The 18764-nt window shown below is 68.2% G+C and carries 17 protein-coding genes and 1 tRNA gene; 7 read left to right on the plus strand and 11 right to left on the minus strand.

Annotation, left to right across the window (positions count from 1 at the left end; genetic code table 11):
• Positions 1 to 45: 45 nt before the first annotated feature.
• The 3 genes from DIE16_RS12475 to mfd form a co-directional block, all read right to left on the minus strand.
• On the minus strand, positions 46 to 1065 hold the full coding sequence (locus tag DIE16_RS12475; protein ID WP_044843727.1) for a threonine/serine dehydratase: 1020 nt from the start codon (positions 1063 to 1065) through the stop codon (positions 46 to 48).
• 60 nt (positions 1066 to 1125) lie between these two features.
• Positions 1126 to 2346: an acetylornithine deacetylase gene (argE, locus tag DIE16_RS12480; protein ID WP_124570214.1), complete on the minus strand. Its 1221-nt coding sequence runs from the start codon at positions 2344 to 2346 to the stop codon at positions 1126 to 1128.
• Between the two features lie 96 nt (positions 2347 to 2442).
• Positions 2443 to 5913 (minus strand): transcription-repair coupling factor, encoded by a 3471-nt coding sequence (mfd, locus tag DIE16_RS12485; protein WP_124486220.1) that lies wholly within the window; start codon positions 5911 to 5913, stop codon positions 2443 to 2445.
• A 108-nt stretch (positions 5914 to 6021) separates the two neighbouring features.
• Here mfd and ispD point away from each other — a divergent pair, with 108 nt between their 5' ends.
• Both ispD and ispF read left to right on the plus strand, forming a co-directional pair.
• On the plus strand, positions 6022 to 6732 hold the full coding sequence (gene ispD / locus DIE16_RS12490) for a 2-C-methyl-D-erythritol 4-phosphate cytidylyltransferase (protein ID WP_124486221.1): 711 nt from the start codon (positions 6022 to 6024) through the stop codon (positions 6730 to 6732).
• A gap of 29 nt (positions 6733 to 6761) precedes the next feature.
• Positions 6762 to 7247 carry a 2-C-methyl-D-erythritol 2,4-cyclodiphosphate synthase gene (ispF, locus tag DIE16_RS12495; protein ID WP_124892350.1) on the plus strand — a complete coding sequence of 162 codons (486 nt, stop codon included), beginning with the start codon at positions 6762 to 6764 and terminating at the stop codon, positions 7245 to 7247.
• A gap of 138 nt (positions 7248 to 7385) precedes the next feature.
• On the opposite strand, the gene DIE16_RS12500 is transcribed toward ispF, so the two are convergent.
• The 4 genes from DIE16_RS12500 to ompR form a co-directional block, all read right to left on the minus strand.
• Entirely contained in the window at positions 7386 to 7913 is a 528-nt protein-coding gene (locus DIE16_RS12500) for a carboxymuconolactone decarboxylase family protein (RefSeq protein WP_124520047.1), read from the minus strand.
• A gap of 76 nt (positions 7914 to 7989) precedes the next feature.
• Positions 7990 to 8538: a peroxiredoxin gene (locus tag DIE16_RS12505; protein ID WP_006478563.1), complete on the minus strand. Its 549-nt coding sequence runs from the start codon at positions 8536 to 8538 to the stop codon at positions 7990 to 7992.
• Between the two features lie 189 nt (positions 8539 to 8727).
• Positions 8728 to 10089 (minus strand): ATP-binding protein, encoded by a 1362-nt coding sequence (locus DIE16_RS12510; RefSeq protein WP_044843721.1) that lies wholly within the window; start codon positions 10087 to 10089, stop codon positions 8728 to 8730.
• Positions 10090 to 10129: 40 nt separating this feature from the next.
• Positions 10130 to 10864 carry a two-component system response regulator OmpR gene (gene ompR, locus DIE16_RS12515; protein ID WP_004192636.1) on the minus strand — a complete coding sequence of 245 codons (735 nt, stop codon included), beginning with the start codon at positions 10862 to 10864 and terminating at the stop codon, positions 10130 to 10132.
• 258 nt (positions 10865 to 11122) lie between these two features.
• Between ompR and DIE16_RS12520 the strand changes: the two genes are divergently transcribed.
• The 3 genes from DIE16_RS12520 (at position 11123) to DIE16_RS12530 (ending at position 14321) form a co-directional block, all read left to right on the plus strand.
• Positions 11123 to 11401 carry a hypothetical protein gene (locus DIE16_RS12520; protein ID WP_124486222.1) on the plus strand — a complete coding sequence of 93 codons (279 nt, stop codon included), beginning with the start codon at positions 11123 to 11125 and terminating at the stop codon, positions 11399 to 11401.
• Between the two features lie 120 nt (positions 11402 to 11521).
• Complete coding sequence (locus DIE16_RS12525; RefSeq protein ID WP_124520218.1) at positions 11522 to 13024, plus strand: DUF1800 family protein; 1503 nt, start codon at positions 11522 to 11524, stop codon at positions 13022 to 13024.
• Positions 13025 to 13100: 76 nt separating this feature from the next.
• Positions 13101 to 14321 carry a DUF1501 domain-containing protein gene (locus DIE16_RS12530; RefSeq protein WP_124486224.1) on the plus strand — a complete coding sequence of 407 codons (1221 nt, stop codon included), beginning with the start codon at positions 13101 to 13103 and terminating at the stop codon, positions 14319 to 14321.
• 24 nt (positions 14322 to 14345) lie between these two features.
• Here DIE16_RS12530 and hpnD read toward each other — a convergent pair whose 3' ends face one another.
• A complete protein-coding gene (gene hpnD / locus DIE16_RS12535; RefSeq protein ID WP_124892351.1) occupies positions 14346 to 15179 on the minus strand; it encodes a presqualene diphosphate synthase HpnD in 834 nt (277 codons plus the stop codon).
• Positions 15180 to 15423: 244 nt separating this feature from the next.
• Between hpnD and DIE16_RS12540 the strand changes: the two genes are divergently transcribed.
• Positions 15424 to 15510, plus strand: a tRNA-Leu gene (locus tag DIE16_RS12540).
• 193 nt (positions 15511 to 15703) lie between these two features.
• Positions 15704 to 15997: a hypothetical protein gene (locus tag DIE16_RS12545; RefSeq protein WP_124486226.1), complete on the plus strand. Its 294-nt coding sequence runs from the start codon at positions 15704 to 15706 to the stop codon at positions 15995 to 15997.
• Between the two features lie 92 nt (positions 15998 to 16089).
• Here DIE16_RS12545 and DIE16_RS12550 read toward each other — a convergent pair whose 3' ends face one another.
• From DIE16_RS12550 to DIE16_RS12560, 3 genes are all read right to left on the minus strand, one after another.
• On the minus strand, positions 16090 to 16320 hold the full coding sequence (locus DIE16_RS12550) for a hypothetical protein (protein ID WP_044843684.1): 231 nt from the start codon (positions 16318 to 16320) through the stop codon (positions 16090 to 16092).
• 97 nt (positions 16321 to 16417) lie between these two features.
• Positions 16418 to 17527, minus strand: coding sequence for a class II histone deacetylase (locus tag DIE16_RS12555; RefSeq protein WP_124570169.1), 1110 nt, complete (start codon positions 17525 to 17527; stop codon positions 16418 to 16420).
• A 16-nt stretch (positions 17528 to 17543) separates the two neighbouring features.
• On the minus strand, positions 17544 to 18764 hold the full coding sequence (locus tag DIE16_RS12560; RefSeq protein ID WP_124892352.1) for an MFS transporter: 1221 nt from the start codon (positions 18762 to 18764) through the stop codon (positions 17544 to 17546).

Here is an 18764-nt window from a genome sequence, read left to right on the forward strand (position 1 = left end):
GCTGTCAACATAAACTGGGGATAACCCTGAGTATCGTGCGCGGGTTCAGTGCTGCAGTTTTGCGTGCGCGAGATGCATGCCGAGCGTCGCGGGATCGGTGTTCGTGCCCGACAGCAGCACGCCGACCCGCTTGCCCTGCAGCGTTTCGCGCAGCGGGCCGAGCAGCGCCGCGAGCGCTGCCGCGCACGCCGGTTCGACCGACAGCTTCAGTTGCGAGAACAGGAACAACATCGCCGCGCGCAGCGCGTCGTCGGACACCGTGACGATGCGGTCGACGTGGCGCCGGCACAGCTGGTAGCTGTACTCCTCGGTGTGCGGCGCCATCAGCGAGTCGGCGATGGTCTGCATCGCGCTCATCTGGATCGTGTGATTCGCCGCGAAGCTGCGGCTCATCGCGTCGGCGCCTTCCGGCTCGACGCCGTACACGTGCACGCGCGGATTCGCGAGCCGCAGCGCGGTCGCCATGCCGGCCGCGAGCCCGCCGCCGCCGATCGGCACGATCACCGCGTCGAGATCGGGCGTCTGCGTCGCCCATTCGTAGCCGAGCGTCGCGGTGCCGAGAATCGTGTGATAGCCATTGAACGGATGGATGAAGAAGCGACCTTCCTCGGCCTCGATCCGCCGCACGACGTCGAATGCCTGCGACGCGCTGCCGGCGAGCACGACTTCCGCGCGGTACTGCTTGCACTGCGCGATGCGCGCCGGGCTCGCGGTATGGAACATCACGACCTTCGCGCTGCTGCCGAGCCGCATCGCCGCATACGCGACGGCCGCCGCGTGATTGCCGGCCGACACGCACGTGACGCCGGCGTTCTTTCGCGCTTCGTCGAGGGCCAGCAGGTTCGTGAACGCACCGCGCGCCTTGAAGCTGCCGCTCACCTGCAGCAGCTCGAACTTGAAGTTGACGTGCGTGCCCTCGAGGGACGGTAGGTCGGCACGCTCGAACACGGGCGTGCGCGCGACCCACGGCGACAACGCGAAATGCTGCGCGGCGATTTCGTCGAGCGTCGGAATCGGTTCGCCGTCGATCGTCGTATGGGCAGTGCGCTGTTGGTCAGTCGACATGACGTGGCGGGTGGCGGGAGGGGGCCGGCCCGCACACGCAGGCCGGCGTGGCGGGGGCAGTCAGTGTGCGTCGACCGACATGCTGCGGATGAACTTGCGCAGGAACTGCTCGCAGGCGGCGAGCTGCGCGAGCTCGACATACTCGTTCGGCTTGTGCGCCTGTTCGATGTTGCCGGGCCCGCAGACGATGCTCGGGATGCCCGCGCGCTCGAACAGGCCGGCTTCCGTGCCGTAGGCGACCTTGCGCTTGTCCTGGTCGGCCGTCAGCGCGCGCACCAGCTGCGTGATCGCGGCCTGTTCGGTCGCGTCGAGCCCGGGCGCCGCGGCGATCTTCGAGAACTCGATCGCCGCGTTCGGATGCTCGCGAAGCATCTGCGGCAGCAGCGTTTCCCGCGCATACGCTTCGATGCGCGCGAAGATCTGTTCGGGATCGAGCGTCGGCAGGTTGCGGAACTCGAAGTCGAACCGGCATTCGGCCGGGACCGTGTTGATCGCGTTGCCGCCCTGGATCGTGCTCGTCTGCGCGGTCGTGAACGGCACGTCGTACAGCGCGTCGAACGGGCCTTCGGCGCGAAAGCGCTCGGCGATGTCGCGGATGTGGCAGATGAGGCGTGCCGCATATTCGATCGCGTTCAGGCCCTTCGGCGTCAGCGACGAGTGCGCCGCGTGGCCGCGCACGCAGCAGCGGTACGCGTTGATGCCCTTGTGCGCGATGATCGGCCGCATGCTGGTCGGCTCGCCGACGATGCAGCCGGACGGCTTCACGCCGCGCTCGACAAGATCGGCGATCAGCAGCGGGGCGCCCGCGCAGCCGATTTCCTCGTCGTAGGAGAGCGCGAAATGGATCGGCTTCGCGAGCTTCGTCGCCTGCATCTCCGGCAGCAGCGCGAGCGCCGCGCCGATGAAACCCTTCATGTCGCACGTGCCGCGGCCGTACAGGCGGCCGTCGCGCAACTCCGGCTCGAACGGGTTGCTGTCCCACTGCTGGCCGTCGACCGGCACGACGTCGGTGTGCCCCGACAGCACGATGCCGCCGTCGGTCGAGCCGTCGTGCGCGGGCACGGTCGCGAACAGGTTGGCCCAGCCTTCGCGCGGATCGTGCGTGAGCGTCGACTGGATGCCCTTCGCGGCGAGCGCGTCGCGCACCGTTTCGATCAGGCCGAGGTTCGGCACGCGGCTCGTCGTGTCCATCGACACCAGCTGCTTGATCCAGGGCAGGCTGACGAGCGAGGCGTCGCCTTGGGTTGCGGCGGACGGCGCCGGCGCGTCGAGAGTGGACATGGCAAAACTCCGTCTGAGGAATGGGAAAATCATACTCAAAAACGCGCCGGCCCGCCTTCGCCGGCCGCGATGCGGTGCAGCATCGCGGCCGTGCCGTCAGCGTGCCGCGCTCGCCGCGTCGGCGCGCGGGGCGAGCGCGCGCAGCGTTTCCTTGATCGTCGACACGCGGATCGCGAGATCGGGCGAGCGCGTCTCGATGCGCAGCTTGTCCTGGCCCGCGAGCTTGATGTGCCGGTGCTTCTGCACCATCTCGATGATCCGCATCGGATCGATCGGCGGGTTCGGCTCGAACTGCAGCCCGATCGCGGCCTCGCTCGCGTCGATCTTGACGATGCCGAGCGGCTTCGCGGCGAGCCGCAGCCGGTGCGTCTCGACGAGCGCGTGCGCCTGCGGCGGCAGCTTGCCGAAGCGGTCGATCAGCTCTTCCTGGATGCCGTCGATCGCGTCGCCGTGCTCGCAGTTCGCGAGCCGCTTGTACAGCGACAGCCGCTCCTGCACGTCCACGCAGTAGTCGGCCGGCAGGATCGCGGGCGCATGCAGGTTGATTTCCGTCGTCGCGGCGAGCGGGGCCGTGAGGTCGGGCTCCTTGCCGTTCTTCAGCGCCTTCACGGCGTCGTTCAGCATGTCGGTATACAGCTGGAAGCCGATCTCGTGGATCTCGCCCGACTGCTTGTCGCCGAGCACCTCGCCGGTGCCGCGGATCTCGAGGTCGTGCATCGCGAGATAGAAGCCCGAACCGAGTTCCTCCATCTGCTGGATCGCCTCGAGGCGGCGTTGCGCCTGCTTGGTCAGCGACTGCGGGTCGTGGACCAGCAGGTATGCGTACGCCTGGTGGTGCGAACGGCCGACGCGGCCGCGCAGCTGGTGAAGCTGCGCGAGGCCGAACTTGTCGGCGCGGTGCATGATGATCGTGTTCGCGCTCGGCACGTCGATGCCGGTCTCGATGATCGTCGTGCACAGCAGCACGTTCGCGCGCTGCGCGACGAAATCGCGCATCACGCGTTCGAGCTCGCGCTCGTGCATCTGGCCGTGCGCGATCACGATCCGCGCTTCGGGCACGAGCTCCTCGAGCATCGCCTTGCGGTTCTCGATCGTCTCGACCTCGTTGTGCAGGAAATACACCTGGCCGCCGCGCTTCAGCTCGCGCAGCATCGCCTCGCGGATCACGCTTTCCTCCTCGCGGCGCACGAAGGTCTTGATCGCGAGCCGCTTCTGCGGCGCGGTCGCGATCACCGAGAAGTCGCGCAAGCCCTCGAGCGCCATCCCGAGCGTGCGCGGGATCGGCGTCGCGGTCAGCGTCAGCACGTCGACTTCCGCGCGCAGCGCCTTCAGCGCTTCCTTCTGGCGCACGCCGAAGCGGTGTTCCTCGTCGATGATCACGAGGCCGAGGCGCTTGAACTGCACGTCCGACGACAGCAGCTTGTGCGTGCCGATCACGATGTCGACGCTGCCTTCGTTGATCTGCGCGATCGCCGCGTTCACTTCCTTCGCGGTCTTGAAGCGCGACAGCTCGACGATGCGCACCGGCCAGTCGGCGAAGCGATCGGCGAAGGTCTGCGTGTGCTGCTCGGCGAGCAGCGTGGTCGGCGACAGCAGCGCGACCTGCTTGCCGCCCATCACCGCGATGAATGCGGCGCGCAGCGCGACCTCGGTCTTGCCGAAGCCGACGTCGCCGCACACGAGGCGGTCCATCGGCTTGCCGCTCGTCATGTCGCCGATCACGGCCGCGATCGCCGCGGCCTGGTCGGGCGTTTCCTCGAAGCCGAAGCTTTCCGCGAACTTCACGTAGTCGCGCGGCTCGAGCGCGAACGCATGGCCTTCGCGGGCCGCGCGGCGCGCGTACAGGTTCAGCAGCTCGGCCGCCGTATCGCGGATCTGCTGCGCGGCCTTGCGCTTCGCGCGCTCCCACTGGCCCGAACCGAGCGCGTGCAGCGGCGCGCTGTCGGGATCGGCGCCGCTGTAGCGCGAGATCACGTGCAGCTGCGCGACCGGCACGTAGAGCTTGCTGTCGCCCGCGTATTCGAGATGCAGGAATTCGGTCTCGCCTTCGCCGAGATCCATCGACACGAGGCCCATGTAGCGGCCGATGCCGTGCTGCGCATGCACGACCGGATCGCCGACCTTCAGCTCCGACAGGTCGCGCACCATCGCGTCGACGTTGCTCGCCTGTTCCTGGCGGCGGCGCCCGGCGCGGCGGCCGAGCGCGCCGTACAGCTCGGTTTCGGTGACGATCGCGTAGCCTTCGCCCGGCACCGCGAAGCCGCTCGCGAGCGGCGCGACGCCGAGCGCGAAGGGCGCGTCGCTTTCGAGCCAGCCCGCGAAGTGGTCGTTCGACGCCGGACGCAGGCGATGCTCGGCGAGCAGTTGCAGGATCGTCTCGCGGCGGCCGGCCGATTCGACCGTCAGCAGCACGCGCTTGCCCGACGCTTCGACGAAGGTGCGCAGCGCGGCGAGCGGATCGTCCGCGTGGCGATCGACGGTGAGCTCGGGCAAGGCCGTCGCCCAGCCGCCGGCCGGCTGCGCGGGCAGCACGACGCGCGCGAACGGCTTCGCGAACGCGAAGAAATCCTCGTCGGACAGGAACAGCCGCTGCGGCTCCAGGATCGGCCGCTCGCGGTCGTGCGCGAGGAACGCATGACGCTGCTTCGTATCGGCCGTGAAGCGGCGGATCGACGCTTCGAGGTCGCCGGCGAACACGAGGTGCGCATCCTGCGGCAGGTAGTGAAACAGCGTGGCCGTCTCGTCGAAGAACAGCGGCAGGTAGTACTCGATGCCGGCCGACGGCACGCCGTTGCCGATGTCCTTGTAGATCGGCGCGCGGCTCGGGTCGCCTTCGAAGGTCTCGCGCCAGCGGCTGCGGAAGGCCGTGCGCGCCGCTTCGTCGAACGGAAACTCGCGGCCGGGCAGGAGGCGCACGTCGCGCACCGGATAGAGGCTGCGCTGCGTATCGGGATCGAACGCGCGGATCGAGTCGACCTGGTCGTCGAACAGGTCGATCCGGTACGGCAGCGGCGAGCCCATCGGGTACAGGTCGATCAGCGAGCCGCGCACGCAGTATTCGCCGGGCCGCACGACCTGGCTCACGTGCTCGTAGCCGGCCAGCGTGAGCTGCGCCTTCAGCTTCGCCTCGTCGAGCCGCTCGCCCTGCGCGAACGCGAACGTGTACGCGGCCATGAACGACGCGGGCGGCATCCGGTACAGCGCGGTGGTCGCGGGCACCAGCAGGATGTCGCAGCGGCCCTCGCCGAGGTCGTGCAGCGTCGCGAGCCGCTCGGAGACGAGATCCTGGTGCGGCGAGAACGTGTCGTACGGCAGCGTTTCCCAGTCCGGCAGCAGGCGCACGCGCGCCTCCGGCGAGAAGTAGCGGAGTTCCTGCGACAGCCGCTGCGCGTCGACCGCGTTCGCGCAGATCACCGCAAGGAGCGGGACCGCGTCGCGGTTGTCGGCGAGATAGCGGGCGATGGCGAGTGCGTCGGCGGAGCCGTGCGCGCCGTCGAAGGCGAACCGCTGGCCCGGCTTGACGCGGGCGACGGGCGAGGCGAACGGGGTGGAAGCGTTGTCTGGCATAGGGACGGCAGGGGTGGCGGGCACGGGCGCGACGCGGCGCGCCGGTCGAGACGAAAGACCTATTATAAAATCCGCTTCTCGATTTCATCTTTCCGGCGTTTCCCCTTCGTGACTCCCCGACTTTTCGCCCTGATTCCTTGCGCCGGCACGGGCAGCCGTTCCGGCTCGGCCGTGCCGAAGCAATACCGCACGCTGGCCGGCCGCGCGCTCCTGCATTACACGCTCGCCGCGTTCGACGCGTGCAGCGAATTCGCGCAGACGCTCGTCGTCCTCGCGCCCGACGACACGCACTTCGATGCGCGCCGCTTCGCGGGCCTGCGCTTCGCGGTGCGCCGCTGCGGCGGCGGCTCGCGGCAGGCGTCGGTGCTCAACGGGCTGCTCGAGCTGGCCGAATTCGGCGCGACCGAGCAGGACTGGGTGCTCGTGCACGACGCCGCGCGCCCTGGCATCACGCCGGCGCTGATCCGCACGCTGGTCGCGACGCTGAAGGACGACCCGGTCGGCGGCATCGTCGCGCTGCCGGTGGCCGATACGCTCAAGCGCGTGCCGGCCGGCGGCGACGCGATCGCGCGCACCGAGTCGCGCGACGCGCTGTGGCAGGCGCAGACGCCGCAGATGTTCCGCATCGGCATGCTGCGCGACGCGATCCTGCGCGCGCAGCGCGAAGGGCACGACCTGACCGACGAGGCTAGCGCGATCGAATGGGCCGGCCATACGCCGCGCGTCGTGCAGGGCAGCCTGCGCAACTTCAAGGTCACGTACCCGGAAGATTTCGCGCTCGCGGAAGCGATCCTCGCGCGCCCCGCGAACGCTTCCTGACTTTCACCTCATCTCAAACCGGATTACGCATGGACTTCAGAATCGGACAAGGCTACGACGTGCACCAGCTCGTCCCGGGGCGCCCCCTCATCATCGGCGGCGTGACGATTCCGTACGAGCGCGGCCTGCTCGGCCATTCGGACGCGGACGTGCTGCTGCACGCGATCACCGACGCGCTGTTCGGCGCGGCGGCGCTCGGCGACATCGGCCGCCATTTCTCCGACACCGACGCGGCGTTCAAGGGCGCGGACAGCCGCGTGCTGCTGCGCGAATGCGTCGCCCGCGTGAAGGCGGCCGGCTTCACGATCCAGAACGTCGACAGCACGGTGATCGCGCAGGCGCCGAAGCTCGCGCCGCACATCGACGGGATGCGCGCGAACCTCGCGGCCGATCTCGGCCTGCCGCTCGAGCGCGTGAACGTGAAGGCGAAGACCAACGAGAAGCTCGGCTACCTCGGCCGCGGCGAGGGCATCGAGGCGCAGGCCGCCGCGCTGCTGGTGAAGCAGGGCTCGTGAGCGCCCGACGCCGGTCCGAAGCGGCGCGCAGGTTGCGCCGCCGGAATGAAAAATGCCACGCGCTTGCGTGGCATTTTCGTTTTGCGGCGCGATCCGGCGCGCTTGACCGCCGTATCGCGCTGCCGTTCGCGTGGCTGCTTATTCGCCTTCGGCGGCGATCACCTGCGCGGCGGCGTTGATCACCGACGCGATGCGGCCGACGTCGCGCAGCTGCGTCGTCGACATCCCTTGCTCGTTCTTCAGCAGCGCGTAGTGCGACTTCACGCAGAAGTGGCACTTGCCGACGATCGACGCGGCGAGCGCGTACATCTCGAAGCGGCGCTTGTCGACGCCGCCGTGCGACGCATACGCGCCCATCCGCAGCTCGGCGCGCTGCGTCTTCAGGTCGGCATCGTCGGCCATCTCGACATACGGATACCAGGTGTTGTTCATCCCCATCAGCGCGGCCGCCGTCAGCACGGCGTTCGTCTCTTCGGGCGACAGCACGCCGGCTTCGCGGATCGTCTTCACGAGCACGGTGCTCTTCGCCGCGACCGCCGCCGCCAGCGCGACGCCGACTGCATCGGTGCCTTCGAGCGACGAGCGCGAGATCGTGCCGTCGAGGTTCAGGCGAATGTCCTTCGCGTAGTCGGGGATACGTGCCTTAATCGAATCGATGAATTCCATTGATATCTCCTATGGGTTGGCCGTTAAAAAAGCCCGCAGGCAGGACGTGCGCCGCGGGCTTCGTGCATCGATGCGCTTACAGCGTTGCGCCGCCGACTGCACGGTTGCACGGGCACAGTTCGTCCGTTTGCAGGCCGTCCAAAATGCGCAGGACTTCTTCCGGGCTACGGCCGACGTTCAGGTTGTTCACCGAAACGTGCTGGATCGTGTTGTCCGGATCGACGATGAACGTTGCACGCAGGGCCACGCCGGCTTCCTTGTCGCGCACGCCGAGCTGGTCGATCAGCTCGCCCTTGACGTCGCCGAACGAGTAGTGGTTCAGCTTGTCGAGGTCCTTGTGCTCACGGCGCCAGGCGAGCTTCACGAATTCGTTGTCCGAGCTGCCGCCGAGCAGGACGGCATCGCGCTCTTCGAACTGCTTCGTCAGCTTCGCGAACTCGACGATTTCCGTCGGGCACACGAACGTGAAATCCTTCGGATAGAAGTAGATGATCTTCCACTTGCCCGGGAACGACGCTTCGGTGACGGTCTCGAACGCCGACTGGCCGTTTTCCTCGTGATTGTTGAAGCCCGGCTTCGCGGCTACGACGGTGAATGCTTCGAGTTTATCGCCCACGGTTTTCATGCGGATACTCCTGTGTGAGTTGGGAAGAAGACTGAGTCAAGCTACCTCGGTGCTGCAACGTTGATGTGACAGCATGGGCACGACTATAACACTATTAATAAGTCGCTTCAATAGTTTTTGGCTAACGATTCCCATAGTTTTTTTCAACCGCGCCGATAGTGTGACGCGCAAGAAGCGTGCGCGAACGCGTCACGCCGTCGCACGCGCCTTGCCGGCGCCGGGGAATTCGAGCGTGACTTCGAGGCCCGCTTCGGGGCTGCGGTTGCGCAGGCGCAGCGCGCCGCGATAGCGGCCGACGAGGCGCAGCACGATCGCCATGCCGAGCCCCGTGCCGTCCGCCTTGGTGCGCGCCGTGTCGACGCGGTAGAACGGCCGCATCACGAGCGGCAGCTGGTCCTCGGGGATGCCCGGGCCCTCGTCGCTCACCGACAGCTCGACGCGCGCGTGCGTCACGCGCGTCTCGAGCGTGATGCGCGACACGCCGTCGTCGCGGCTCTGGCCGTATTTGCGCGCGTTCTCGACGAGGTTGCCGATCACGCGGCGCATGTCGGTCTCGTCGGCTTCGATCACGGCGGTCGGCGCGAGCCGCGTGCGGATCTCGACGCCGTCCTCGCCCGACACGCGCGCGGCGACTTCGTGCGCGATCGACGACAGGTCGACCGGCTCCGGCTTGCGCTGGGTCGGACGCGCGTAGTCGATGAAGGCCGCGATGATGCGGTCCATCTGCTCGATGTCGTCGACCATCGCGTCCTTGGTCGCCTGGTCGGACGGGCTCATCTCGGTCTCGAGCCGCAGCCGCGCGAGCGGCGTGCGCAGGTCGTGCGAGATGCCCGCGAGCATCAGCGCGCGGTCGGCCTCGAGCTGTTCGAGGTCGCGCACCATCTGGTTGAAGCTGCGGTTGGTGTCGGCCGCGACGCCCATCCCGCGCTCGGGCAGCAGCTCGGGCGTCTGGCCCGAGCCGATCTGCCGCGCGGCGAGCGCGAGCCGCGAGAACGGCCGGTTCACGAGGCTCGTGATGAACGCCGAGCCGAACAGCGACAGCGCGAGCGCGAACAGGCCCCAGCCGGCCCACTGCAGGCCCGTGACGCTGTCGAGCTGGTCGCGGTCGAGCGCGACCCAGTAATCGTCGTCGTCGATCTTGAAGCTGATCCACACGCCCGGGATGTCGTTGACCGACTGCGCGATCACGGTATCGTCGCCGAGCCGGCTGCGGATGTCGTGTTCGATCAGGCGGTTCAGCGATTCGTCGGGCTGCAGCTTGAACTTGTCGGTCTTTTCGCGCGGGTACACGCGCACGCCCTCGTTGCTCTCGAGATCCTGCAGCAGCGCGCGCCGCAGATCGGGATCGGAATAGAGCAGGGCGGTGCGCGTGAGCTTCACGATCGCGACGAGCTGGAGCGCGACGCGCTGCGCGCGCGGCTCGCGCTCGATCACGCGAAAGCTCTGGAACCACGCGGCGAGACTGACCGAGATCAGCAGCGCGATCAGCAGGAAGGTGCGCCAGAACAGCCCGCCGAACGCGAGCTGCAGGAGGCGCCGGTCGATACGCATGGGACGGGCCGTGGACGGGCGAAACCGGAAAGAGAAAAGATCAGGCGGCGCCGTCCGGAATGAACACGTAGCCGAGGCCCCAGACGGTCTGGATGAAACGCGGGCTGCCCGGATCCGGTTCGATCAGCTTGCGCAGGCGCGAGATCTGCACGTCGAGGCTGCGGTCGAACACTTCGTATTCACGGCCGCGCGCGAGCTCCATCAGCTTTTCGCGCGACAGCGGCTGGCGCGGATGGCGCGCGAACACCTTCAGCACCGAGAATTCGCCGGTCGTCAGCGGAATTTCCTGGCCCGACTTCGTCAGCGTGCGCGTCGCGAGGTTCAGCGAGAACTCGCCGAACTCGAACACCTCGGTGGTTTCCGACGGCGCGCCCGGCAGTTCGGCCGGCGCCTGGCGGCGCAGCACCGCGTGAATGCGCGCGACGAGTTCGCGCGGGTTGAACGGTTTCGGCAGGTAGTCGTCGGCGCCCATCTCGAGGCCGACGATGCGGTCGACGTCCTCGCCCTTCGCGGTGAGCATGATGATCGGCGTGCGGTCGTTGCTGCCGCGCAGGCGGCGGCAGATCGACAGGCCGTCTTCACCCGGCAGCATCAGGTCGAGCACCAGCAGGTCGAAGCGCTCGCGCACCCAGAGCTTGTTCATCGCGGTCGCGTTCTCCGCGACGTACACGTTGAAACCCTGCTCGCCGAGATAGCGGCGCAGCAGATCGCGCAGGCGCGGGTCGTCGTCGACGACGAGAATCTTGGAGGGGTTTTTCGTTTCCATGAGCGGCATCTTATCGCGAATGGGAAATCACGCACGGTCGCGTATTTTCGCGCGTTACAGTCCGTTACAAAATTTACCCGTAGTGTCGCGCGGAGTAAAGGCAGGCTATAGAGATTCCTTTACTCGAAGCTGAAATTCGGTAGATACTCCCCTGCACTCCATCTTTCATCTTTGTACACCCGAATTCCGCAGGGTTTTTCAAGTACCAGAGGTAACCGGTTGCCGCGTGACGAAGGGAACAAATCGACCAAAGAAGCGAGGACGGTCATGCGATCTGCCCGGATTGCACTGATGCTGACGATCGCACTTGCCGGTCCATATGCGTCGAACTTCGCGTATGCGCAGCGCCCCGAGCAGGGCGCCTCGTCGCGCAAGCTGCCGCGCGGCAAAGCGCCGCAGCCCGACCGCGCCGCCGACACGGCGGTCCGTTCCGCCGTGCCTCCCGATCTCGATCAGCACCGTCGCGACGGGCACATGACGCCCGAGGAGCGCCACCTGCTGCGCCAGCACATCGAGGACGCCGTTCGCGAGCTGTACAAGCGCTGACACGCACGCGCGTTCGCACGGCGCGGAAAGATTCCGTAGCAATTTTTCGGTCAACTTTCGGATGCGTGCCGCCGTTGAACCGGCATCCGCACCGCCGGTGCGCTCCGGGAGTCCACGACGATGAAAGCGAACGCTGCCGCCCCGGCCTCGCCCGCGATGCAGGCGCCTCTCGACGCCGACGATGCGCTGTTCTTCCTGAGCCGTACCGGCTTTTCTCCCGCACCGGCCGAGGTTGCCCGCATCGTCGGGATGACGCGCGCGCAAGTGGTGGCCGATACGCTCGGCAACGTGCGCCGCGAGCCCGTGACGGCCTCGCCCGACTGGATCGCCGAGCTGCCGCCGACGCGCGCGCAGCGTCAGGCGCTGACGCCCGACATGCGCCGCGACGAGCAGCGCGAGCGCAATGTCCGCTACGATGCGCTGCGCGCCGCCTGGGTCAACGAGATGATCGTCACGCCGTCGCCGCTCACCGAGCGCATGACGCTGTTCTGGCACGGGCACTTCACGTCCGGGCAGGACAAGGTCCCGTATCCGCAGACGATGGCCGCGCAGAATGCATTGTTTCGGCGCGAGGCGCTCGGCAACTTCGGCACGCTGCTGCATGCGGTCGCGAAGGATCCGGCGATGCTCCAGTATCTCGACGGCGCGAGCAACCGCAAGGGCCGCCCGAACGAGAATTTCGCGCGCGAGGTGATGGAGCTGTTCACGCTCGGCGAAGGGCATTACTCGCAGCGGGACGTGACCGAAGCCGCGCGCGCGATGACCGGCTGGAGCGTCGATCCCGATACGCTGCGCTTCGAGGTGCGGCCCGACTGGCACGACGCGGGCGACAAGACGATCCTCGGCGAGACCGGCGCGTTCGACGGCGACGGGTTTCTCGACATCCTGTTGAAGCGGCCCGAGACGGCAAGCTTCATCGCCGGCAAGCTGTGGCACGAATTCGTGTCCGATACGCCCGACGCCGGCGCGCTCGATGCCGTGGCCGAGCGGTTTCGCGCCAGCGGCTACGACATACGCGCGGCGCTCGCCGCGCTCTGGTCGACCGACGCGTTCTGGGATCCGCGCAATCGCGGCGTGCTCGTGAAGTCGCCGGCCGAGTTCGTCGTCGGGTCGGTGCGGCTGTTCGACGTCGCGTACGGCGATCCGCAGACGCTCGCGAACACCGTGCGCACGCTCGGGCAGAACCTGTTCTATCCGCCGAACGTGAAGGGCTGGCCGGGCGGCGCGATGTGGATCAACAGCACCACGCTGCTGGCGCGCAAGCAGTTCGTCGAGCAGTTGTTCCGCGCGACCGAGACGGCCGGCATGCGCTCGCCCGCGCATGCGATGGCGCCGCCGTCGCCGAATGCGCGGGCGCAGGCGATACCGGTTGCGGACGCCGCGTCGGTTGCCGGCATGCGCGGCGCGCTGGTCAAACTCGCGCGCGGCGGCCTGCGATTCGACCTCGAACGCTGGCTCGCGCAGTATCGTGCGCGGCCGCAGGCGATTGCGGGATTGTCGACCGAGCTCCAGCTGCAGCATGCGGTGCTGCCGGTGTCGCCGGTCGCGGCGATCGATACGGACTCGACCGGCAGCGCGTATCTCGAGGCGCTGCTGATGGATCCGGCCTATCAACTGAAATGACTGAAACGACCGAAACGACGACGAACAGGCACGCTGCCGCGGTGGCCATGCCGCACGGCGAGCCGAAGGATGCACGATGAACCGACGTGATTTTCTGACGCTGACGGGCGCCGCGGCCGCGGCGGGCGTGTCGTTGTGGCAGCCGCCCGCGCAGGCGGCATCGATGGTCGCGGTCAGGCGCCAGCCGGCGACCGGTTATGCGAACGTGCTGATCCTCGTCGAACTGAAGGGCGGCAACGACGGCCTCAACACGGTGGTGCCCTATGCGGATCCGCTCTACTACCAGTTCCGCCGCAGCATCGGCATCAAGCGCGACCAGGTGCTGCAGCTCGACGCGCAGACGGGGCTGCACCCGTCGCTCGCGCCGTTGATGCCGCTGTGGCGCGACGGACAGGTCGCGATCGTGCAGGGCGTCGGTTATCCGCAGCCGAACCTGTCGCATTTCCGCTCGATCGAGATCTGGGACACCGCGTCGCGCTCGGACCAGTACCTGCACGAAGGCTGGCTCACGCGCACGTTCGCGCAGGCGCCGGTGCCGCCCGGCTTCGCGGCGGACGGCGTCGTGCTCGGCAGTGCGGAGATGGGACCGCTCGCGAACGGCGCGCGCGCGATCGCGCTCGTCAATCCCGCGCAGTTCATCCGCGCGGCGCGGTTGGCCGAACCGTCGTCGCTGCGCGAACGGAACCCGGCGCTCGCGCACATCATCGAGGTCGAGAACGACATCGTGAAGGCGGCCGACCGGCTGCGCCCGCGCGGCGGGATGCGCGAGTTCAGGACGGCCTTTCCGGCCGGTACGTTCGGGACCTCGGTGAAGACCGCGATGCAGGTGCTCGCGGCATGCGAGGCGTCCGGGCCCGGCGCGCAGGACGGCGTCGCGGTGCTGCGGCTCACGCTCAACGGTTTCGATACGCACCAGAACCAGCCGGGGCAGCAGGCGGCGCTGCTCAGGCAGTTCGCGGAAGGGATGAGTGCGATGCGCGGCGCGCTGGTCGAGCTCGGGCGCTGGAACCAGACGCTCGTGATGACGTATGCGGAATTCGGGCGGCGCGTGCGCGAGAACCAGAGCAACGGCACCGATCACGGTACCGCCGCGCCGCATTTCGTGATGGGCGGCCGCGTGGCCGGCGGGCTGTACGGCGCGACGCCGGCACTCGGGCATCTCGACGGCAACGGCAACCTGCCGGTCGCCGTCGATTTCCGCCAGCTCTATGCGACCGTGCTCGGGCCGTGGTGGGGGCTCGATGCGACGCACGTGCTGCAGCAGCGCTTCGAGACGCTGCCGCTGCTGAAGGTGTGAGGCGGTCGTGCGTGACGGGGCGGATCAGCGGCCGCGTGCGGCGCGCCACGCGATCCACAGCTTGCGGATCGGCGTCAGCGCGATACGCTGGTGCAGCACCTGGTAGCCGTCGCGCTCGATTTCGTCGAGCAGCGCGCCGGCCAGTGCGATCTGCGCACGCAGCGTGCGTTGCGCGCGGCGTTCGGACGCGGGGATCGCCGCGTCGGCGGCGGCGAGCGCTTCGCGCGCGCGGGCCGTCTGAAACTGCAGCAGCTCGCTGAAGGCCGGGCTGTAGCGGCGATTCAGCAGGTCGGCGGCGGTCACGTTGTAGCGTTGCAGTTCGTCGATCGGCAGATAGATGCGGCCGTGGCGCGCATCGTTGCCGAGTTCCTGCACGAATTGCGCGAGCATCAGCGCGTGGCCGGCCTGCGCGGCCCACGGTTGCGGTTCGGCCGGATTCGCGGCGCTTGCGCGCGCGACCAGCGACGCGAAGGTGCCGCCGACCTGCGCGATGTAGCGCTGCAGGTTCGCGAAATCCAGGTAACGCGCCTGTTCCAGATCCATTCCGTAACCGTTGACGAGCGTGCGCAGCGCGTCGGTTTCTGCGTCGATCGCCGGGTGGTGCTGCGCGAGCGCCTTCGTGACCGGGTGCGACGGTTCGCCGGCGGCGAGCGCCGCGAGTTCCTTGTGCCACCACGCGAGTTTCGTGTGTCCGACGGTCGGATCGCTGGTTTCCTTGACGGTTTCCTCGAGTTCGCGGCGCAGCGCGAACAGGGCCGTCAGGCGCGGTGCGGCGGCGAGCGGCGCCTGGCGCAGCGCGTAGTAGACGCTGGAGCCCGCGGGGGCGGCCTTTTGCTGACAGTAGTCGTCGAAGTTCACGGGTGGGGTCGTGGCGGAGGCGGGTTCGGGGGGCGCGTGCCGGCGCGTGGCCGGCACGTCGAGCGCGGCATTCTAGCACCGCTGTCCGACGGGCGCCGGCGGGGCGAGACAATGCTGCGCGGATCGGGTAGAATCTCGCGCTCGCCTGATCGGGCGTGCCGGTTTTCGGGTTTTCGGGCCGGCATGACGCCCGGGCGCGTGGAGCACGCTTCTTGCGTGCCGCGCGGTCAGGCGACAGGAATGCGCGTGAGTGGCGAAATTGGTAGACGCACCAGGTTTAGGTCCTGACGCCCGCAAGGGTGTGCCGGTTCGAGTCCGGCCTCACGCACCACGAAGTCGAACGGGCTCCGCCCAGGACCGTTCAAAAAAGCGCTGCCGGTCGGCTGACCGGCAGCGCTTTTTTGTTGATGACGATTTTCGCCGATACACGGCTCCTGTCCAGCGCACGGAAATTCGGGTCGCGTAGCGCGTATCATCTCTTCATTACAGTTCCTGTACGCAGCGCTCCCTGCCAAGGACCGTCCATGAAGAAGAACATCGCACACACATCGATTGCCGTACTCACGCTCGCGCTGGCCGTACCGGCATCTGCCACGACGGCCGCCGACAACGTCGCGTGGAGCGCCAGGTCCGTGCAGACCGGCGCAGCCTCCCCGGAGTGTTCGGCCTATTCGGGCCGGCTGATTTCGAGCGGGGTGTCGCTGTCGGGCGAAACCGTCCTGAAATCGGTCGGCACGGCGCTGCTCGGTTCCGCACTGGGTTTCGCCAGCGGGTATCAGGGCGCGGTTCCCAACCCGTGTCGGCACGCGGGCTTGTGAGCGGCCGGGAGCGGACCGCCAATATTGCTACCGCATTTGATGAAAGGCGCCGCGCGTCGACCGACCGCGGCGCTTTGTCGTTCGGCGCGCGCCTAGTCCCAGAAACTCCGCACCGCGACCGCCACGATCACCGGCACCGAAAACACCAGCGGAATCGCGAAATACTGCGCTTCGCGATCGACGATCCAGCTATAGATCAACCACGCGACGCCGATCGCGAACGTGACGAGGCCGACCAGCACCGCGGCGATATTCAGGGCGAGCTTCGAAGGCTGGCGGCGCGCTTTGTCGTTGGTGTCGGGTTCGCGCGGAGACGATTTCATCTGAAGAGGGGCCCGGGCCTGGCAGGTATAAAAGCACAGGAAACCCCATCCGCACCGATCGCGCAAGGGCCGGCCCCATCTCGTTGGTGAGCGCGCGTTACAACCCGAACGACACGGCCAGTTCGTCGAGCAGCTCGCGCTGGAACGTGACGAACCGCTCGCCCGGCTGCTGCGCGATCGCGAGGTCGAGCATCGGATCGGCGACCTCGGTGCGGATGCCGGCCAGTTCCTCGACGATCGCGAGTCCGCAGAACGGCACGTAAGCCTCCGAATAGCCGCCTTCGTGCACGATCACGAGCCGTCCGCCGCAGTGGCGCCGTGCCGCCTCCTTCACCGCCCGCGTCATGTACCGGTAACTGTCGGTATGCAACTGCATGCGCGCGAGCGGGTCGACCGCGCTGGCATCGAGACCGCTCGCGACGACGATCAGCTCCGGCCGGAACCGTTCCAGCGCCGGCAGCACGATCCGCTCGAACGCATGGCGATACGCGTCGTCGCCGCTGCCCGCGAGCAGCGGCACGTTCAGGTTCGCGCCGACGCCCGCGCCTTCGCCGCGCTCGTCGCCGCCGCTGTAGCCGGGCGGAAAGCAGCGGTCCTGATGCAGCGAGATCGTCAGCGTGTCCGGATCGTCGTAGTAGATCGACTGCGTGCCGTTGCCGTGATGCACGTCCCAGTCGATCACCGCGACGCGCTCGATCGCATGCTTCGCGCGCGCGGCCTCGATCGCGATCGGGATGTTCGCGAGCAGGCAGAAGCCCATCGGGCGATCGCGCAGGCAGTGATGGCCGGGCGGGCGCGACAGCGAGAACGCGTTGGCCGCATGCCCGCCGACGACCGTGTCGACTGCCGCGATCGCGAGGCCGGCGGACAGCGCGGCGATCTCGTAGCTCCCTTTGCCGAACGGCGCGAGATCGCCGAGGTCGCCGCCGTTCGCATCGCTGAGCGCGCGGAACGCGTCGAGATAGCTCGCCGGATGAATCCGCAGCAGATCGCCGGTGGTGGCCGGCGCGGCACCGCGCAGGTCGAGGTGAGCGGCAAGGCCCGACGCCTGCACGAGCGACAGGAAGCGCCGCTTCGAATCGGGCGATTCCGCGTAGCCGGCGCTCGATGGCGGCTGGACCCAGCCGCCGACCGGGAAGAACAGCGCGTGCGTGCCGCCGGTGTGCCAGAACGTGCGTTCGTCGGTGAAGAAGGCAGTGCGATTCATGGATGTGCTTGACCTGTCACGGTTGGGAGGAAATGGCAGCCGCGGCAATCCGCGCGCGGCGATCGATATGGCGCAGCGCGGCGAACGACGCGATCGCGACGGCAGTGGCGGCCGCGAACAGCGCGTGCATCGTGCCGCCGGCATCGAGCAACAGCCCGGCGAGCAGCGGGCCGGCCGCGAGGCCCGCACCGATCACGAAATTGAGCGTCGCGACGAGGCGCCCGGACGTATCGATCTGTGCGACGGTCGCGAGAATGAACGGCAGTACGAACGTCCACGCGAACTTGAACGCGAAGATCGCGGCGCTGTAGCCGCGCGCATGCGGCAGCGCGGCGAGTGCGACGAGCGACGCCGCGAGCAGCGCGTAACCGGTGGCCAGCATCGTGCGCCGCGCAAGCCGGCCGCCCGCGCAGGATGCGAGCGCCGCGCCGGCAATCCCCATCACGCTCGCGATCGCGAGCACGTTGCCGGTCGCTTGCGGATCGAGTCCGGCTTCCGCTGCCGCGCGGCTCGCGAAGGTCCACACGCTGCCGATCGCGAGATAGAAGGTCAGCACCGCACCGATCGCGAGCGCGACGAAGCGCTGCGGCGTATTCGTCGCAGCGCCGCGCGCGGCCCGCGCCGACGCGCTCCGCGCACCGAGCGTCGCCGGAAAGCCGCGCGACAGCGGCGCGGCAAGCAGCGCGAGCACGGCCAGCGCGACGTACAGCGCGCGCAGCCCGAACTCGGCGAACACGTGTGGCAGCACGAACAGGCCGATCGCGCCGGCGATCAACTGGCCGACGACCCAGAGGCCGTACACGCGATCGCTGTTCTCGCTCGTGGCCGCACTGGTCATGCAGAGCACCATCAGCGAGCCGCCGCCGAGCGCGGTGACGGCACGCAACGCGAGCAGCGTGACGAAGCCGGGCATCCAAAGCGCGGTCAGGAGATTGCCCGCGCCGAACAGCGCGATCGCGCAGGCGGCAACGCGGCGCGCATCGACACGGCCGAGCCACAGGTACGACGGCACGGTCGCGAGGCTGAACGCACCGAGTTCGACGAAGAAGTAGGTGCCGATCTGCGACGCGGACAGCCCGAGCTGTGTCGCCAACTGACCGGCGACGGCCGGCGCGACGAGCAGCAGCAGCGGCGTGATGGCCGCGAACACGACGAGGGCGACGAGCGTCGAGCGCGCGAACGGTGACGCGCGGCCGTCGGACGGCAGTGCGGCATCTGTGGAGCAAAGGGTTTTCAT

The sequence above is a fragment of the Burkholderia sp. Bp9090 genome (genome assembly GCF_003857985.1).
Lineage (GTDB): Bacteria > Pseudomonadota > Gammaproteobacteria > Burkholderiales > Burkholderiaceae > Burkholderia.

What these genes read in the sequence shown, in the direction of transcription:
- DIE16_RS12475 (WP_044843727.1), bottom strand. Translation starts at nt 1,065, where the DNA reads ATGTCGACTGACCAACAGCGCACTGCCCATACGACGATCGACGGCGAA.
- argE (WP_124570214.1), bottom strand. Translation starts at nt 2,346, where the DNA reads ATGTCCACTCTCGACGCGCCGGCGCCGTCCGCCGCAACCCAAGGCGAC.
- mfd (WP_124486220.1), bottom strand. Translation starts at nt 5,913, where the DNA reads ATGCCAGACAACGCTTCCACCCCGTTCGCCTCGCCCGTCGCCCGCGTC.
- ispF (WP_124892350.1), top strand. Translation starts at nt 6,762, where the DNA reads ATGGACTTCAGAATCGGACAAGGCTACGACGTGCACCAGCTCGTCCCG.
- DIE16_RS12500 (WP_124520047.1), bottom strand. Translation starts at nt 7,913, where the DNA reads ATGGAATTCATCGATTCGATTAAGGCACGTATCCCCGACTACGCGAAG.
- DIE16_RS12505 (WP_006478563.1), bottom strand. Translation starts at nt 8,538, where the DNA reads ATGAAAACCGTGGGCGATAAACTCGAAGCATTCACCGTCGTAGCCGCG.
- DIE16_RS12510 (WP_044843721.1), bottom strand. Translation starts at nt 10,089, where the DNA reads ATGCGTATCGACCGGCGCCTCCTGCAGCTCGCGTTCGGCGGGCTGTTC.
- ompR (WP_004192636.1), bottom strand. Translation starts at nt 10,864, where the DNA reads ATGCCGCTCATGGAAACGAAAAACCCCTCCAAGATTCTCGTCGTCGAC.
- DIE16_RS12520 (WP_124486222.1), top strand. Translation starts at nt 11,123, where the DNA reads ATGCGATCTGCCCGGATTGCACTGATGCTGACGATCGCACTTGCCGGT.
- DIE16_RS12525 (WP_124520218.1), top strand. Translation starts at nt 11,522, where the DNA reads ATGAAAGCGAACGCTGCCGCCCCGGCCTCGCCCGCGATGCAGGCGCCT.
- DIE16_RS12530 (WP_124486224.1), top strand. Translation starts at nt 13,101, where the DNA reads ATGAACCGACGTGATTTTCTGACGCTGACGGGCGCCGCGGCCGCGGCG.
- DIE16_RS12545 (WP_124486226.1), top strand. Translation starts at nt 15,704, where the DNA reads ATGAAGAAGAACATCGCACACACATCGATTGCCGTACTCACGCTCGCG.
- DIE16_RS12550 (WP_044843684.1), bottom strand. Translation starts at nt 16,320, where the DNA reads ATGAAATCGTCTCCGCGCGAACCCGACACCAACGACAAAGCGCGCCGC.
- DIE16_RS12555 (WP_124570169.1), bottom strand. Translation starts at nt 17,527, where the DNA reads ATGAATCGCACTGCCTTCTTCACCGACGAACGCACGTTCTGGCACACC.
- DIE16_RS12560 (WP_124892352.1), bottom strand. Translation starts at nt 18,764, where the DNA reads ATGAAAACCCTTTGCTCCACAGATGCCGCACTGCCGTCCGACGGCCGC.